This is a genomic window from Mycobacterium intermedium (assembly GCF_002086275.1).
GTDB classification, from domain to species: Bacteria; Actinomycetota; Actinomycetes; order Mycobacteriales; family Mycobacteriaceae; genus Mycobacterium; species Mycobacterium intermedium.
The window spans coordinates 1-17,544 of sequence record NZ_MVHT01000073.1; the positions used below are offsets into that span (position 1 = coordinate 1).

7 protein-coding genes are annotated in these 17,544 nt (G+C 64.8%); 6 read left to right on the plus strand and 1 reads right to left on the minus strand.

All coding sequences use genetic code 11. The features are described from left to right. The 6 genes from BST27_RS22015 to BST27_RS22040 all read left to right on the plus strand — a co-directional run. The coding region (locus BST27_RS22015) for an SDR family NAD(P)-dependent oxidoreductase (protein WP_139805299.1) at window positions 1-2,740 on the plus strand (2,740 nt) is incomplete at its 5' end. Beyond that, the gene (locus BST27_RS22020; protein WP_069418170.1) at window positions 2,724-9,269 is read left to right on the plus strand and encodes a non-ribosomal peptide synthetase; all 6,546 of its coding nucleotides are present in this window, start codon (window positions 2,724-2,726) and stop codon (window positions 9,267-9,269) included. The genes BST27_RS22015 and BST27_RS22020, both read left to right, overlap by 17 nt. After that, on the plus strand, window positions 9,266-13,690 hold the full coding sequence (locus BST27_RS22025) for a non-ribosomal peptide synthetase (protein WP_069418171.1): 4,425 nt from the start codon (window positions 9,266-9,268) through the stop codon (window positions 13,688-13,690). Before BST27_RS22020 ends, BST27_RS22025 begins: the two co-directional genes overlap by 4 nt. After that, window positions 13,687-14,973, plus strand: a complete 1,287-nt coding sequence (gene mbtG, locus BST27_RS22030) for an NADPH-dependent L-lysine N(6)-monooxygenase MbtG (protein ID WP_069418172.1) — start codon at window positions 13,687-13,689, stop codon at window positions 14,971-14,973. The genes BST27_RS22025 and mbtG overlap by 4 nt, the downstream gene beginning before the upstream one ends. After that, complete coding sequence (locus BST27_RS22035; RefSeq protein WP_079219981.1) at window positions 14,951-15,166, plus strand: MbtH family protein; 216 nt, start codon at window positions 14,951-14,953, stop codon at window positions 15,164-15,166. The genes mbtG and BST27_RS22035 overlap by 23 nt, the downstream gene beginning before the upstream one ends. Before the next feature lie 15 nt (window positions 15,167-15,181). After that, window positions 15,182-15,865, plus strand: coding sequence for a GNAT family N-acetyltransferase (locus BST27_RS22040; protein ID WP_069418173.1), 684 nt, complete (start codon window positions 15,182-15,184; stop codon window positions 15,863-15,865). Window positions 15,866-15,876: 11 nt separating this feature from the next. On the opposite strand, the gene BST27_RS22045 is transcribed toward BST27_RS22040, so the two are convergent. After that, a complete protein-coding gene (locus BST27_RS22045; protein WP_069418174.1) occupies window positions 15,877-17,454 on the minus strand; it encodes a methylmalonyl-CoA mutase family protein in 1,578 nt (525 codons plus the stop codon). Window positions 17,455-17,544: the final 90 nt, after the last annotated feature.

Below are 17,544 nucleotides of genomic sequence, written 5' to 3' on the forward strand. Positions count from 1 at the left end.
TCTGAGAGGATCGGGTCACCAGCGGGTGCTGGCGATTGTCGGCCAGCGCGCACAGCCCGGCCTCCAGTTCGCTGCGGCCGGGCTGCCGTCACCGCTACCCTACTTACTGGACGACGGCGATCGGAACTGGACGCAAATCGAAATACAGGGCGCCCATTTCGCGCATGCGGCGAGCCTGGCCCAGGTGTGGCGATCCTGTGGACTACTTCCTGACATCACCGTCGGACATAGCTTGGGAGAGGTGGCGGCAGCCTACGTGGCGGGTGCCATCTCGCTCCCGGATGCGGTTTCGGTCGTGGCGGCGCGCGCCACGGTTGTCGAACAGTTGCCGGGCCACTACGGCATGGCGGTGCTCGGTTTGGATGCCGGCAGAACGGCGCAACTGGTCACCGAAACTCCGGGCTGGCTGGAAATTTCGGTGGTGAATTCGACGTCGTCGACCGCGGTTTCCGGGGACGGCAACGCTGTGACCGGCATTGTGCAACTGGCCGAACGGAATGGCATATTTGTACGCGAGCTCGCGGTGGACTTTCCGGCCCACACCAGCAAGCTGGAGCAGTTGCACGACATGTTCGCAGAGCTGTTGCCCACATCGTCATTCTTGGACACCCCGGTAGAGTTCATCAGCTCCGTCCACGGTGAGGCAGTTGGCGCGGACACACGTTTCACCGACTACTGGTATCAAAACCTGCGCAGCACCGTGCGATTCGACGAGGCCGTGGCGACGGCGACGCGGCGCGGCGCCGGCATGTACGTGGAAGCGTCTGCCGATCCTTCGCTGCTGTACGCGCTCACCGAACTCGCCGAGGACGCGCTGATTTTGCCCTCCGGGCGGCGCGACCAACCCGTCCTGCAACAACTGTCCGCCAGCATCGCGACCGCCGCTCTGGCCAACCCGCATTACCGGTGGCACGACTTGGCGAACATCACCGACCAACAACCACTGTGGGGGTTTCCGCCCGCGCCGATGCGGGCGGTGTATTTGTGGGCGAAACCGGAGCCGTTGCCGCCCGCGCCCAGCGCGGCGCCGGCCGTCTGCTACGAAGAGTGGGAGCCAAGCGCGGCATGGCGAGCAGGCGAAGCCGGCCGCCAACCCAGGACTATCAGCATCGTGGCGTCCGATGACGCGACCGTCCCCCTGGCACGCCAATTGACGGAAGCGGCGGCGGCCCACGACGGTTGTGCCACAACACGTCCCGACGACGCGGAGATCACCGTGTTGCTGGCGCCAGCTTTTCTGCAGCCCGAGGTGCACCGGGCCGCCGATCAGATCCGCGGCGATGCAGCACGAGTCGACTATCGCCAAGCCGTGGGTCCCAGTAGCCGTTGCGTCTGGCTGGTCACCACAGGCGGTGTCCAAATTCCTCCCAGCGGGCCCGCAGCGTTGCCGGCGCAGGCGGCACTGGCCGCAATGCACCATTGTGTCGGTTTCGAATTTCCCGACTGCACCTTCGCCCACCTCGACTTGCCGAGCCGTTCTCTCGACACGGATGCCGCTCATCGATGCATCGACGTCCTGTTGGGGGATGCAGCCGATATTGCGCTGCGCGACGGTGCATTCGATGGCTCCGGGCGTGGCGAGCCGAATTACTTTGTCCGCACTGTGCGGGAACGGCCTGACGAAGGGACCGAAAGCCCGCTGGACGAGGCGACGCTGGAGCATGTGGTAATCACCGGCGGCAACGGGACCATCGGCTTGCGGTACGCGCGCCACTGCGTCGAACGCGGTGCCAAGCGCGTGACCCTGTTGAGCCGTAAGGGGGTCAGCGATACCGAACTGGCCCGCGTGACCCACGGGCACAAGACTCAGGTGACGGCTCCGACCTGCGATATCACCGATGCCCGTGCGTTGTCGGCGGTTGCCGACCAGTACGCCGGCTCGGGCGCGTCGCTGCTCATCCATGCTGCAGGATCCGCCACGTTTGCACCGTATGACCAAATCGATGACGCGACCCTGGCAGATGTGTTCTCCGGCAAGATAACCGGCCTGCTCCGGATGACCGAAGTGTGGCCGCTGCGACCCGACGTACGAGTCCTACTGTGTTCGTCGGTTTCTGGGGTATGGGGCGGTTACGGGCACGCCGGCTACGCGGCAGCAAACCGCATGCTCGACATGTTGGCCGCTGAACTGCGGGACAAGGGCCTGGACTGCACCGCGGTGCGGTGGGGCTTGTGGCAGGACACCACGATCGCCGATGCGGAGGAGATCGCCCGTATCGAGCGGTCCGGATTGGTGCCGATGGAACCCGAAGCGGCTATCACCGCCAGTCTTCGCCGCCGTCATGGTGACCCGTTGATCTTGGCAGCCGACTTCGACCGCCTCCGTGTCTTCTTCGAAAGCCAGAAGCTGCCAATGCCGTTCGTAACGGCCAAGACCCAAGCAAGTGGTGATTCGCCATCTCGCAGCGAAAGCCACGGCCAACGTCCACTTGCTGAGTTGGTGCGCGCCGAGGTTGCCGCTGCGTTCAGCCTCGATGGGCCCGCGTCGGTCGACCTGAGCGCGACGCTGGTAGACCTCGGTGCCGACTCGGTGCTGGCGCTCGACCTTCGTGACCGGTTGCGTCGGGAGACCGGAACATCGGTGCCCGCGGGCCGAATCCTCGGCGGTATGACCGGCGCTGAACTGGTCGAGTGTCTGCAATCGACCAACAGCGCCGCGGGCTCTGCGGCAAGCCCCGAAGCTGTCGCCGAGCCGGAGAGACAAGAAAGGTTGCAATCCACTCGTGACGAATACCACTGACCAAGACCTGGAGTCATTACACCGCAAGCTGGCCGAGCTGAATCCGGTCTATCCCGCGGCGCCGTCCCAGGACTCCCGACAGGACTCGGGAAACCAGCTATCCGATGACCAACGTCGGATGTGGTTCGTGCAATCGATCGACCCGAGCAGCTCGTTGCTCAATATTTGCGCGTCCTACCACCTGAGCGGCACGGTCGACGTTGAGCGGCTGCACCGCGCGCTCAATTCCGTGGCCGCGTCGCAGGCGTTGCTGCGCACCACCTATCACATCGATGAGGACGGTGACCCTCAGCCGGTGCTGCATGATGAGCTCAGCCCCGGCTGGGCCGAGCACGACCTGTCCGGGCTCACTGACCAAGCTCGGCAGCTGCGGCTTGAGGTGCTGGCACAGCGGGAATTCCGGCGTCCATTCGATCTGACCGCCGAGTCGCCCGTACGACTTACCGCGGTCCGCCTCGGCGCCGACGAGCTGGTGCTCTTGATAACGGCACACCATATCGCCTGGGACGACGGATCGTGGGCGCCGTTCTTCACCACGTTGACGCGTGCCTACACCGATACAAACGATTTGACGTGCCGACATGACGGGCGGCCGTCATCAGTGACCACTTCTGGTGCCCTCGCCACCGAGGAGGACCTGGCCTATTGGCGGTCGCTGATGACCAATCTCCCCGATCCGCTCGAGTTTCCCGGCGCCAACGGATCGGCGATTCCCAATGCGTGGCGCGCGCAGTGTGCGTCTGTGCGACTGAGCGCAGCCACCATCGACCGTGCTACAGCGCTGGCGCGCGAGAGTGGCGCCAACCTGTACACGGTGATGCTGGCCGCGTTCACTGCGCTCATCCACCGTTACACCCATGCCACGGACTTCCTGATCGCGGCGCCGGTGATTACCCGCGATGCGCCGCACCAGAACACCATCGGCCAATACGACAACACCGTTGTGGTACGCGCACGACCCCGGGCGCGACAGACGTTCCGAGACTTGCTGGTGCAAACTCGTGACAGCGTCAATGGCGCGTTCGCTCACCGACGGATAAACCTGGACTGGTTGGTGCGCGAGGTCAATCCCGACCGCCGCCACGGCGCCGAGCGGATGACGCGGGTGAGCTTCGGTTTTCGCCAGAGTGATGGCGGCGGCTTTTGCCCTCCCGGCGTGCAGTGCCAGCGCGGCCGTCTGCGCGGTCAATTCAGCCAACTCCCATTGAGTTTCACGGTAGACCTGGCCGCCGGTCACGGTGATGGTGCGCTGGTGGAGGCCGAGTATCTGGTCGACGTCCTGGATCCATCGCTGACATCGCAGATGCTCGAGCATTACTCGCATCTGCTCGACAGTGCGGTGGCCCATCCCGACCTCGAACTCAATCACCTGTCGCTGTTCGATGACGCCGAAGCGGATTGGTTGCGCCAAGTTTCGCGCGGCGAAAAATTCGCAGCGCCAGCCACCACCATTCCCACCTTGGTTGCCGATCGCGCGGCGTCGTCGCCCGACGCCATCGCCGTCGTATACGAGGGCCGCCAGTACACCTACCGCGAAATCAACGAGCAGGCAAACCGGCTGGCACACTGGCTGATCGAGCAAGGGGTCGGCACCGAAGATCGAGTCGCCGTGTTACTCGACAAGTCTCCCGAACTCGTCATCACGGCCCTAGGTGTCCTCAAAAGCGGCGCCGTGTACCTGCCGGTCGATCCCACCTACCCAGAGGACCGGCTCTCCTACATCCTCGACGATGCCCAAGCCAAACTGGTGTTACGCCAGGAGGTTGACGATCTGACAGGGTATTCCTGCGACAACCCCGCGCCTGACGAATTGGTCCGACCGTTGCGACCGGACAACACTGCATATTTGATATACACCTCGGGCTCGACCGGACTGCCCAAGGGTGTCCCAGTTCCGCATCGGCCGGTCGCCGAGTACTTCCTATGGTTCGGCGACGCGTACCAGGTCGATGAGACCGACCGGCTGTTGCAGGTGGCCTCCCCCGGCTTCGACGTGTCCATTGCCGAAATCTTCGGCATCCTGATCTGCGGTGCGCGGCTGGTGATCCCGAGACCCGACGGCCTACGTGACATCGGCTATCTGACCGACTTGCTGTACCGCGAAGGCATCACCTCCATGCATTTCGTGCCGTCACTGCTCGGGCTGTTCCTGTCACTGCCCGGCGTCAATCAATGGCGCACGCTACGTCGGGTGCCAATCGGCGGGGAGCCGCTGCCCGGTGAGGTCGCCGACAAGTTCCACGCCACCTTTGATGCGCTGCTGTACAACTTCTACGGGCCAACCGAGACCGTCATCAATACCACCAGTTATCAAGTGGAGGGCACCCAAGGCACCCGCATTGTGCCGATCGGGCGACCGAAGATCAACACCCAGGTGCATCTGCTCGACGACGCGCTACAGCCCGTACCGGTAGGAGTCCTCGGCGAGATCTATATCGGCGGCACGCATATGGCGCACGGCTACCATCACCGGCCGGCGCTGACCGCCGAGCGTTTCGTCGCCGACCCGTTCACCCCCGGCGCACGGCTGTACCGGTCGGGAGACCTCGCGCGCCGCAACGCAGACGGCGACATCGAATTCGTCGGCCGCGCCGACGAACAGGTCAAGATACGTGGTTTCCGCATCGAACTCGGTGAGATCGCCGCGGCGATCTCCGTCGACCCCAGCGTCGGTCAGGCCGTCGTGGTCGCTATGGATTTGCCGCAGTTGGGCAAGAGCCTGGTGGCCTACGTCACCCCCTCGGAAGGCGGCACCGAACCCGTTGATATCGACCGCATTCGAGCACGCGTGGCCGCCGCGCTACCGGAATACATGACTCCCGCCGCCTATGTGGTCGTCGATGAAATCCCAATCACCCCGCACGGCAAGATCGACCGCGAGGCACTGCCATTGCCGGAGATCGGCGCGGGAGTGGAGTACCGCGAGCCCACCACGGAGAACGGGCGGCGGATCGCCGAACTGTTCCGCAGCTTGCTGGGCCGGGCGCGGGTGGGTTCCGACGACTCGTTCTTCGACCTGGGTGGGCACTCTCTACTCGCCACGAAACTGGTCGCCGCAATCAGATCCGAGTGCGGTGTCGAGATCGGAATCCGTGATGTCTTCGAACGGGGGACGGTCGCGCGCCTTGGCGAACTGGTCGACCAACTGCAATCGGGCGTCTGTCCCGTCAAGCGGCCCAAACTGATCAAGACCTCGCACGACGGGCCGTTGCCGCTGTCGGCGTCGCAATTGCGGACCTGGTTTGCCTATCAGATCGAGGGTCCCAGCGAAGTCAACAACATACCCTTCGCCGCCCGTCTGACTGGACCGTGCGACATCGACGCCCTGGTCGCGGCCGTCAGCGACGTCGTGGCGCGACATGAGATATTGCGCACCACCTACGCCGAAATCGACGGTGTGCCATACCAGATTGTCAATCCGGCCGCCGATGTTTCGGTGCGGCGCGCGTCGAACGACGGCGGCGACGACGAAGCGTGGTTGCGGGAACAACTTGACACCGAGCGCCGGCACTGCTTCGAGTTGGACCGTGAGTGGCCGATCCGCGCGGCAGTGCTAGACACCGGCGGTCCGTCGCGCCAGGAGCATGTGGTCTCGTTGGTGGTCCACCACGTCGCCATTGACCACTGGTCCGGCGGAGTGTTGTTCGCCGACCTGCTGACCGCCTACGCGGCGAGGCACGCCGGCCACCGGCCGACGTGGGCCCCCCTCCCGCTGCAATACGCCGACTACGCAGCCTGGCAGTCGGCATTGTTGGCTGACGACGGCCCTTCCGACACCGGGGAACCGCCGACCTTCGTTAGCGAGCAGCGCAACTACTGGACGCGCCAGTTGGAGGGCCTGCCTGAAGACACCGGCCTGCGTCCCGACCTGCCGCGCCCGCCGGTGCCCAGCGGTGCCGGTGACTCCGTCGAATTCAGCATCGACGCGCAAAAGCGCGGCAAGCTCGCCGAACTGTGTCGCCAATTGGGGGTCACCGAGTTCATGCTGTTGCAGGCTTCGGTCGCTGTGGTATTGCACAAAGCCGGTGGCGGCGTGGACATTCCGTTGGGAACCCCGATTGCGGCACGCACCGAACCCGAACTCGACCAATTGATCGGCTTTTTCATCAACATCCTGCTGTTGCGAAACAACCTGGATGGCAACCCTTCACTGCGTGAAGTCCTGATCCGGACCAGGGAGACAGCGCTGGCCGCATACGCTCACCAGGATCTGCCCTTCGATCGGGTGGTGGACGCGGTGAGCCCGGTCCGCTCGCTGTCGCGCAATCCGCTGTTCCAGGTCGTGGTACACGTCCGAGACCAACTGCCCACCGAACGGGTCATCGACGCCGGCGTGGCGGGCGACACGGTATTCAGGGCTTTGGAGCCAACATTCGACATTGCGCACGCCGACCTGAGCGTCAACTTCTTCGCCGCCCATGACCCCGAACGCGGCGGCTATATAGGCAACATCCTGTTCCGCACCGAGCTCTACCACCGCAGCACAATCGAACGGCTGGTCGGCTGGTTGATGCAAGTTATCGATGCATTCGTCGATGATGTCGACCAGACGTTGCACGACTTGCAGTTGCTCGACGCCGAGGAGCGGCGGCGCATCTTGGAGTGGAGCCGCGGGCCCGAGCCTCCGACCGAGCGTCCGCTCACGATCGCCGCTCTGCTCGAACCGAGCCGGCAATGGGGTTCCGACCGGATCGCGCTGTGCTGCGGGGACGAACAGATCGATTATCCGGCGCTGCACCGTCGTTCGGACAACTTCGCGCGGCTGCTCGCCCGCCACGGGGTGGGTCCGGGTTCGTTGGTGGGTCTGTCGACACGACGCGGAATTGACATGGTTGTGGCATTAGTCGGCATCATGAAGGCCGGCGCCGGCTTCTTCCCGCTCGATCCCGGTTACCCGTTGGCCCGCAAGGAGTTCATGCTTGATGACGTCGCGCCACAGGTCGTGGTGGTAACGACGGAAGCCCTCGAAACCATGCCCGGGGCTCCTGACGTGACATTGATTTCGTTGGACGGCCCGGACGTTCAGGAGGCGATGGACACATCTAGGTCGCCCGATGTCGCATTGCGGGCGGCCCATCCCGATGACCCGATGTACCTGGTCTTCACCTCGGGATCGACCGGAAAACCCAAGGGCGTCTTGGGCACCCATCGCGCGATGACGACCCGACTGAACTGGCAGCTGTCGCACTATCCGGTACGAGGTAACGACATTCGGTTGGCGCAGGCCTCCTGGACCTTCCTGGAGGGCTGCATGGAGACCCTGGGTGGGCTCGCCGCCGGAGCGCTCACCGTTCTGGCGGACGACGCCGAGCACCGGGATCCCGAAGCGCTGGCGCAACTCATCCGGCGTCACCACATACAACAGGTGACCGCGGTGCCCAGCCTCGTCTCCACGATCGTCGATTCCTGGCCGGACTCGTTGCGCTCGTTGACGCGTCTGGTGTGTGGCGCCGAGCCGATGACGGTGTCGCTGCAGGATCGGTTGCTTTCCGCATGTGGCGGCAACGACGCATCGCAACGAGGACCCGAGCTGCTGAACAACTTTGGCGCCACCGAGACATCCGGGGCACTGGTTCGCGGACCGCTGACGCCGCCCGTCCCGATCCTGGGCACCCCGATGCCCGACTCGCAGGTGTATCTGCTCGACGACGCGCTCAACCCGGTCCCGGTCGGCGTCGTCGGTGAGCTGTATTACGCCGGTGGCCAACTGGTTCGGGGTTACTGGAAGCGACCCGCCCTGACAGCGTCGCGATTTGTGACCAATCCCTATGCGAGCGAAGCCGGTGCGCGGTTCTACCGCAGCGGTGATCGGGCCCGCTGGACCGAGGACGGTCGGCTCGAGTTCGTCGGGCGCGTAGACCATCAGGTGAAAGTACGCGGTTTCCGGGTGGAATTGGGCGAAGTGGAAGCCGCGCTGCTCCGGGTTGAGGGTGTGTCCGTGGCGGCCGCACGCGTTTGGGAGACGCAGGACGTGACAACGCTGGCGGGATATGTGGTGCCGCATCAGGCGGTCACCGACGACGCCGGCAAGGCGGCGTTCGCGTCGTTCGTGCGTGCCGAAGTCGCCTCCGCTTTGCCGAGTTACATGATGCCTTCCTCGATCACCGTGCTCGAAGCAATGCCGAAGACGGAGTCGGGCAAGCTGAATCGTCCCGGGTTGCCGCGTCCCGCCGTAACCACGACGGGACGCGCAGAACCGCCGCAGACCGACACCGAGCATGCCTTGGCGGCCGTCTTCACGGAGGTGCTGTCCACGCCCGAAGTAGGCCGTTTCGACGACTTCTTCGCACTCGGAGGCGACAGCATCCTGTCGGTACAGGTCGCGGCGCGGGCGCGGGCCGCCGGCGTACCCGTCGGGCCACGAATGGTGTTCGAGAACCCGACAATTCAGTCGTTGGCCGCTGCGGTTGATGCGGCAGCGCCGGAGACCGACGGTTCCAGCGTGGACACCCGGCACGCGCCGATGAGCACCTCGGGCTTGTCGGCGGAAGATCTGGCCGCAGTGACGCAATCTTGGGGCTCGCAATGACCGCCACCGAAACCGGTGCCACCAGCAAGAAACCTGCCATTGCAGATGTGATGGCCCTGAGTCCCCTTCAGGAGGGCCTGTACTCACTGACCACGCTGGGTGAATTCAGCGGCGAAGACCCGTACCTGATCGGCATGACCGCCGATATCACCGGCCCGCTCGACGTCGAACTGCTCAAGGCCTGTGCCGCAACGATGTTGGTACGGCATCCGAACCTGAGGGCGAGTTTCGTCAGCCGCAACATCCCACGTCCAGTGCAAATAGTGCCGACGCAGGTTGACCTGCCGTGGCGGCAGGTCACCGCCGCACCCGAAGATGTCGAACGATTGGAGACCGAGGAGCGCTGCCGGCCCTTCGATTTCGAAAACGCTCCGTCTATTCGGTTCCTACTCATCGAATTACCGGATGATCACTGGCGTCTGGTGATCACAGCGCACCACATCGTGATCGACGGATGGTCGCTGCCGGTGTTCGCGGCCGAGATGATCGCGATGTACGGGGCCGGCGGTGACATCGGCGCGCTGCCCGCCGAGCCGCGACCCTACCGGGATTACATCGGCTGGCTGGCCGCCCAGGATCGCGCTGCCAGCGAGAAGGTTTGGCGGGAGCATCTGGCGGATCTACCGGGGCCGACCTTGCTGTCAGCCGCGATGGGCAGCGAAGCACCCGGCATCGGCCTGCCGCGGCGCACCGAATTGCGTACCGACCGGGCGGCCACCGCGGACCTGTCCGACCGCGCCCGCTCGCGCGGCATCACCATGAACACCCTGCTGCAGATGGCATGGGCGGTGGTGTTGTCGAGGCTGACCGACCGCGACGACGTGGTTTTCGGCATCACCGTGTCGGGCCGCCCGGCCGAGTTGTCCGGCGTCGAAACAATGATCGGCCTGTTCATCAACACCGTGCCGTTGCGGGTCCGACTAGACCGAGACGTCAGTGTTGGCGCCCAATGCCTTGCCGTACAACAAAATGCGGCGATGCTGCGGGATCACAGTTATCTCAGCCATGCCCAGCTTCGCTCGCTCGGCGGCATCGGCGAGATGTTCGACACGCTGCTGGTCTACGAAAACTTTCCCACCGCTGGAATTGTCGACGGTGGCGGGATACCCGCCGGCGGTGTGACATTCCGTCCGGCCGGCCTGGAAAGCGTGACGCACTTCCCGGTCACGCTGGCCGCTCACATGGCCGACGGAGAGTTGGTCACGCTGGTAGAAGTTCTCGACGCTGCGCTGGGCGCGACGACCGGTGCGATGCTGGGTCGACGGGTACTAGCCACCGCCGAGCGCCTGTTGTCGATGTGGGATTGTCCGCTGAACCAGGTCAGCGTGCTGTTTGACGACGAGGCTCAACCGTTGCGGTCCGCCGCTTCGGCACCCGGGTCCCCCGCAACCGGCATCCACACCAGGTTCGCCGCTGTGGCACAGGCGAACGCGGATGCCGTGGCGCTCAGTTGGACGGGCGGCACGATGACCTACGCCGAGTTGGACTCAGCCGCCAGCCGGTTGGCCGCGCTGCTCAGCGGCCGCGGGGCGGGGTCCGAAACGCCGGTGGCAGTTCGACTTTCCCGGGGCCCGCGGTACGTGGTGGCGATCCTCGCGACGCTCAAGGCCGGCGCCATGTGCGTACCGCTGGAGCCCGGCATGCCGCCGGAGCGGGTTGAGTCGATTTTGCGGCAGACCGGGGCGACCATCGTCGTCGACGAGGAGCTGCTGTCGACCGACCTTCCCGGCGATGACTTCCATCCCGTCCATGTAGATGCCCAGCAGGCCGCCTACGTCGTCTTCACCTCCGGCACAACCGGAGAGCCCAAGGGCGTCATCGGAACCCACGCGGCGCTCGACGCCTACGCCGACGACCACATCGGCGCCGTGCTGCGCCCCGCCGCCGCTAGGCTGAGCCGACCGTTGCGCGTCGCACATACCTGGTCGTTCGCATTCGACGCCGCTTGGCAGCCGCTCATCGCGTTGCTCGACGGGCACTGTGTGCACATCGTGGACGAACATGGCCAGCGCGATGCTGAGGCATTGGTGGACACCCTCAACGAGCACCGCATCGACATGTTGGACACGACTCCGTCGATGTTCGCGCAATTGCGCGCATTCGGGTTGCTGGCGGTCGCACCATTGACCGTCTTGGCGCTGGGCGGCGAAGCCGTCGGCGCGCCCATGTGGAACGCGATTCGCGACGAGTGCACCCGCGGCGGACTGGCCGCCTACAACTGTTACGGTCCGACCGAAACCACCGTGGAGGCAGTGGTCGCACCGGTCGCCGACTACGACGAGCCGACGATCGGCCGCCCCACCCGGCAGACCCGCGGCTACGTCCTGGATTCTCAGCTGCGCCCGGTACCATACGGCGCACCGGGCGAATTATATTTGGCGGGAGCACAACTCGCTCGCGGTTACCTTGGGCGTCCTGGTGAGACCTCGATCAGATTCATCGCCGACCCGTTTGTTCCGGGTAAGCGCATGTACCGCACCGGCGATGTGGTGCGCCGACAGGCAAACGGCTCCTTGCACTATCTGGGCCGCGCCGATGCGCAGGTGAAGATCCGGGGCTACCGTGTCGAACCGGACGAGATTGCCGCAGCCCTGCAGGAACACCCCGCGGTGCGACATGCCCACGTCCTGGTGCGCGAACACCAGGGCGGCCCGCGGCTGATCGCCTATGCGGCTTCCCGAAACGGCCACGCGCCTAGTGACACCGAGCTTCGAGCGACGCTCGGTCAGCGGTTGCCGCGGTACATGGTTCCGCACCGCATCGTCGTCGTCGACGAGATCCCTTTGACGGCTAACGGCAAGCTGGATGAGACCAGGCTGGCGGCCGCCGATGCCGAGCCCGGTGGCACGGTGCAGGCGGAGGCCGAAACCCCCACGGAAGTCGCTCTTTGCCAAGTGATTTCCGAGACGTTGCAGACTTCGGCGCTTGATGTGACCGCTGACCTCCTGCAGCTGGGCCTGGACAGCATTGTGGCCCTCTCGGTGGTGCAAGAGGCTCGCCGTAGCGGCATCCCGCTGCGCGCCCGGCTGATCCTCGAATGTTCGACCATCCGCGAACTGGCCGCCGCAGTGGACGCCGAAGCCACCGGGCGTCCCGAGTCAGGCCCCGAAACACCAGGCGAACACAACGCGGCGCCGATTCCCCTGCTTCCCAACGCGTTTTGGCTCTACGAATACGGCGAGCCGCGAAGGCTGGCGCAAACCGAGGCAATCCGGTTGCCCGAGGGCGTCACCGGTGACGAACTCCGTACCGCGCTCGCGACCATCGTCGACAGCCATGAGGTGCTGCGTTCTCGCTTCGACCGCGCCAACCTGGCCCTGGTGCCCATCCCCACGGGCGACGTCTTGAAGGAGTCGTTCCGGGAGATACAAGTAACCGACGATCTGCAGTCCGCAGTCCCAGCGCACGCGAAGGATGCGCTGGAAACCCTTGACCCCGAGCGCGGTAACCTGCTGGCCGCCAGTTGGTTGCGACCTCCGAGCGGACCGGGCGTGCTGGTGCTGACCGCACACGTACTGGCGATGGATCCGGCCTCCTGGCGGATTGTGCTCGGCGAACTCGAAGCCGCCCTCCATCCGCTCGGTGCTGGACGATCACCCGCACCGAACCGCGAGTACACACCCTTCCGCCGGTGGAGTCACGCGCTGACGCAACGCGCTGAAGTTCTTGAGTCGACGCCGTTTTGGATTGCTCAGCTGGACGGTGACGATCCGGACGTGGGTCGTCGGCGGGTGCGGCCGGACCGTGATCGGGCCGGTCAGCTGTTGGTGCGCACCAACGCCGGCGGCGCCGAGGTTACCGGCCGGCTGCTGAATTCTGGTGTGCCAGTGTTCGACCTCTTGGTCGCCGCTGCGGCGCGAACGATCACACGATGGCGGCAACGCCGCGGCCAGGCCACTCCACCACCTTTGCTGGCATTGGAAACACACGGCCGGGCCGACGGCGTCATAGACACAGAGGGCACCATCGACACCGGCGACACGGTGGGTCTGCTGACCGCGATCTACCCACTGCGAGTCCCCTCAACGGATCCACGCCGAGTCGGCGAGCAGTTGAGGGAGATTCCCGGCAGTGGAATCGACTACGGGTTACTGCGGTATCTGCGTCCGGAAACCGCGCGTCAACTCGGCGAATTCGCCAGCCCGCAGCTACTGCTCAACTACCTCGGTCGCACCGACGTCGGAAACACCGGCACCGGCTGCCTGCGACTTGACCGCGGATTGCTCGACGGATTGCCGCCGCTGCCCGAACCGGACCTGGCGGTACGTCACGAATTGACAATCATGGCTACCCTGCTGGGTTCCGGTGACAAGCAAGTCCTGCTGACTCAGTGGCGCGCGCTACCGGACGTCCTCAGCGACACTGATCTGACCGCCATTCAAGAGCTTTGGGACGAGTCACTACGGGCGGTGGCGTCATGACCACACTCGCGATAATCGGGGCCGGCGCCAAGGCGGTGGCGGTCGCGGCCAAAGCCTCGGTGGCACGCGCGATGGGCGTTGATACGCCCGATATCGTCGCCGTCGAACGCACCGCGGTAGCGGCCAACTGGCAGGCCAGCGGCGGCTGGACCGACGGCGCCCAAAGTCTGGGCACCAACCCGGAAAAGGACGTTGGGTTCCCGTACCACTCATCGCTGGTACCGCGCCGCAACGCCGAACTCGATGAGCGAATGATGTGCTACAGCTGGCAGGCGTACCTGGTCGCGACAGGTCAGTTCGCCAACTGGATTGATCGCGGCCGACCGGCGCCCACCCACCGGCGGTGGGGACAGTATCTGCGTTGGGTTGCCGAGCGGGTCGACCTGAAGGTCGTCTTCGGCGAAGTCGAGCGGATCGCCCTCGACGGGCAACGCTGGGCGCTGCACACCACGGGAAGCACGGTTTTCGCGGACGCGCTGATGGTGACGGGCCCCGGCCAAGCCGAGCGAACGCTGTTGCCGGGCAACCCGCGGGTCCTGTCCATCGCCCAGTTCTGGCACCTGGCCGCCAAACATGAACGCATCACCGCTGAGCGAGTGGCGATGATCGGTGGAGGTGAGACAGCCGCGGCAATGCTCAACGAGCTTTTCCGGCACTCGGTTTCGACGGTCACCGTGATATCGCCGCATGTCACACTGTTCACCCGCGGCGAAAGCTTCTTCGAGAATTCGCTGTTCTCTGACCCTTCCGACTGGACCGCCCTGACGTTGGCGGAACGTCGGGACGCGATCGCGCGTACCGACCGGGGGGTGTTCTCGTCGAGCGTGCAGGATGCGCTGATGGCCGACGACCGAATTCGGCATCTGCGCGGTCGGGTCGCCCACGCGGTGGGCCGTGACGACCAGGTCCGGCTCACCTTGAGCACCAACCGCGGCAGCGAAAACTTCGAGACCGTACACGGTTTCGACTTGGTCATCGACGGGTCAGGAGTCGACGCGCTGTGGTTCACCACACTCTTCAGCCAAGACGCACTCGACCTGCTTGAACTCGGGCTCGGCGGACCGCTGACCGGAGAACGCTTGCAGGAGTCCATCGGGCATGACCTCGCCGTCGACGATGTCACACCAAAGCTGTTCCTGCCCACCCTCGCCGGCCTGAGTCAGGGTCCGGGATTCCCCAACCTCAGCTGCCTGGGACTGGTTTCTGATCGAGTCCTCGGTTCCCCGCTGTTTAGCGGACGCGTTTCAACTAGGAGGAACGATGACTACCAATCCCTTCGATGACGAGGCCGGCACCTTTGTGGTCGTGGTCAATGCGGAAGACCAGCACAGCCTCTGGCCAAGCTTTGCCCCCATCCCGGACGGCTGGCACACGGTGTACGGGGCCTCCAGCCGGGCCGATTGCCTTCAGTACGTCGAAGACCACTGGCCAGACATAAGACCCAAAAGTCTTCGCGATGCGGTGGATTCTTCCTAACTGAAAGGGTGGTAAATGACGTCGATTTCACAAAGCCGACGGAAATCGCGGATTGAGCCGCAAGGCGATTCAAGCCAGCCTGAGGTAATCCTGCCCAGGGAGCTGACCGAGCTGTCCGACGAGGTCCGAAAGGTTCCGCCGCCGCCTTCGAAAATTGATCTGCCGGAACCGTACTCATTTCGCCTCGCGGATCCCGATGCGGACGCAGCGATGATCGCCGAGTGGATGAGCCGTCCGCACTTGGCCGAAGCATGGGAGTACGTCTGGCCGGTGTCGCGCTGGTGGCGCTACCTGCGAGCTCAGCTTGACGGCAGCTATTCGCGCCCGTTCATCGCCCAAATCGACGCCAACAACCATGGCTACATCGAGTTATACCGGGCCGCGAAGGATTCCATTGCTACCCGATACGACCATGACCCATACGATTTGGGCATCCACGCCGCCATTGCCGACCTGGAAATCATGAACAGGGGAGTCGCCCCATTCGTGTTGCCGCACTTCGTCGCCAGCGCGCTGAATGCCGAACCGCGTTGTCGTCGAGTCATGTTCGACCCGGACCACAGAAACAAAGCCGCGCGCCGCTTCTGCGAGAGCGCCGGCTGTGTATTTCTCGGCGAACATGACATGGCGAATCGTCGGATGGCGCTCTATGCGCTGCCCCGGACTCCCGACGATATTCCCCACTGTCGCGACGCCTAACCGGTGCGCCCCTAGAACACCACCGGCTGTTGGAATTCGCCCCAGACCGCCTTCAGGGTGGAGACCATTTCACCCACCGTGCAGTAGGCGTTGGCACAGTCGATCAGCTTGTGCATGAGGTTGTCGTTTCCTTCGGCACTGCGAGCCAGGGCGGCCAGGGTGGATTGCACCGCGCCGCTGTCCCTTTCGGCCTTGACCTTGGCCAGTCGCTTGAGTTGCACCTCGCGGCCTTCGGCGTCGAGTTCGTAGGTGACGACGTCGGGATCGGGTTCCTCGGAGACGAACCGGTTGACCCCCACCACGGGCCGCACACCGGCCTCGATCTCCTGGTGTATCCGGAACGCCTCGTCCGCGATCAAGCCCTGCAGGTAGCCGTCCTCGATCGCGCGGACCATGCCGCCGTGCTGCTCGAGGTCGGCCATGATCTCGATGATGCGAGCTTCGGTCTCGTCGGTAAGCGCCTCCACGAAGTAGGAACCGCCCAAAGGGTCTGCGACCTTGGCGACGCCGGTCTCGTAAGCCAGGACTTGCTGGGTGCGCAACGCCAAAGTGGTGGAGTCCTCGGAGGGCAGCGCGAAGGGCTCGTCCCAGGCGGCGGTGAACATCGACTGGACGCCACCCAAGACCGCCGCCATCGCTTCGTACGCCACCCGCACCACGTTGTTCTGTGCCTGCGGACCGTACAGCGATGCGCCGCCGCACACGCAACCGAACCGGAACATCGAGGATTTGTCTTTGGTGGACCCGTAACGCTCGCGCACGATCGTGGCCCAACGCCTGCGCCCCGCACGGTATTTGGCGATCTCTTCGAAGAAGTCCCCGTGCGTGTAGAAGAAAAACGAGATCTGCGGTGCGAATTCGTCGATCGTCATCCGACCGCGTTCCACCACGGTGTCGCAGTAGGTGACGCCGTCGGCGAGGGTGAAGGCCATCTCCTGCACCGCGGTGGCTCCCGCATCGCGGAAGTGCGCCCCGGCCACCGAGATGGCGTTGAATCGCGGCACTTCCGCGGCGCAGAACTCGATGGTGTCGGCGATCAGCCGCAACGACGGCTCCGGCGGCCAGATCCAGGTGCCGCGCGAGGCGTATTCCTTGAGGATGTCGTTCTGGATGGTGCCGGTCAGCTTTGCTCGCGGTATTCCCTTCTTTTCCGCGGCCGCCACGTAGAACGCCAGCAGGATCGCCGCCGTGCCGTTGATGGTCATGCTGGTACTGAGCTTGTCCAGCGGGATGCCGTCGAACAGGATCTCGAAGTCCGCGAGGCTGTCGACGGCGACGCCCACGCGGCCGACCTCCTCGCCGAAGTCGGGATCGTCGGAGTCGTATCCGCACTGGGTGGGTAGGTCCAGGGCTACCGACAGCCCCGTACCGCCCTGGTCCAGCAGGTAGCGGTAGCGGCGGTTGGACTCCTCCGCGGTGCCGAACCCGGAGTATTGCCGGAAGGTCCACAACTTGCCGCGGTAGCCGGACGCGAAGTTACCCCGCGTGAACGGGAACTCCCCCGGCGGCGGCGGCTCCGTCGCGCGATCCTGCGGGCCGTAGACCGGCGCAAGCGGTATGCCCGATGGGGTCTGGGCTACGTTTTCCATCAGTGCATAACGTACTTGCAAAAAAAGAGAATGCCAATACCACGGTGTGACCTGGCCAAACACGACGAGAACAGGCAGTTGCGTCCACGG

Coding starts and splice junctions, on each gene's coding strand:
- mbtG (WP_069418172.1), top strand. CDS start 13,687: ATGACCACACTCGCGATAATCGGGGCCGGCGCCAAGGCGGTGGCGGTC.
- BST27_RS22045 (WP_069418174.1), bottom strand. CDS start 17,454: ATGGAAAACGTAGCCCAGACCCCATCGGGCATACCGCTTGCGCCGGTC.
- BST27_RS22035 (WP_079219981.1), top strand. CDS start 14,951: ATGACTACCAATCCCTTCGATGACGAGGCCGGCACCTTTGTGGTCGTG.
- BST27_RS22040 (WP_069418173.1), top strand. CDS start 15,182: ATGACGTCGATTTCACAAAGCCGACGGAAATCGCGGATTGAGCCGCAA.
- BST27_RS22025 (WP_069418171.1), top strand. CDS start 9,266: ATGACCGCCACCGAAACCGGTGCCACCAGCAAGAAACCTGCCATTGCA.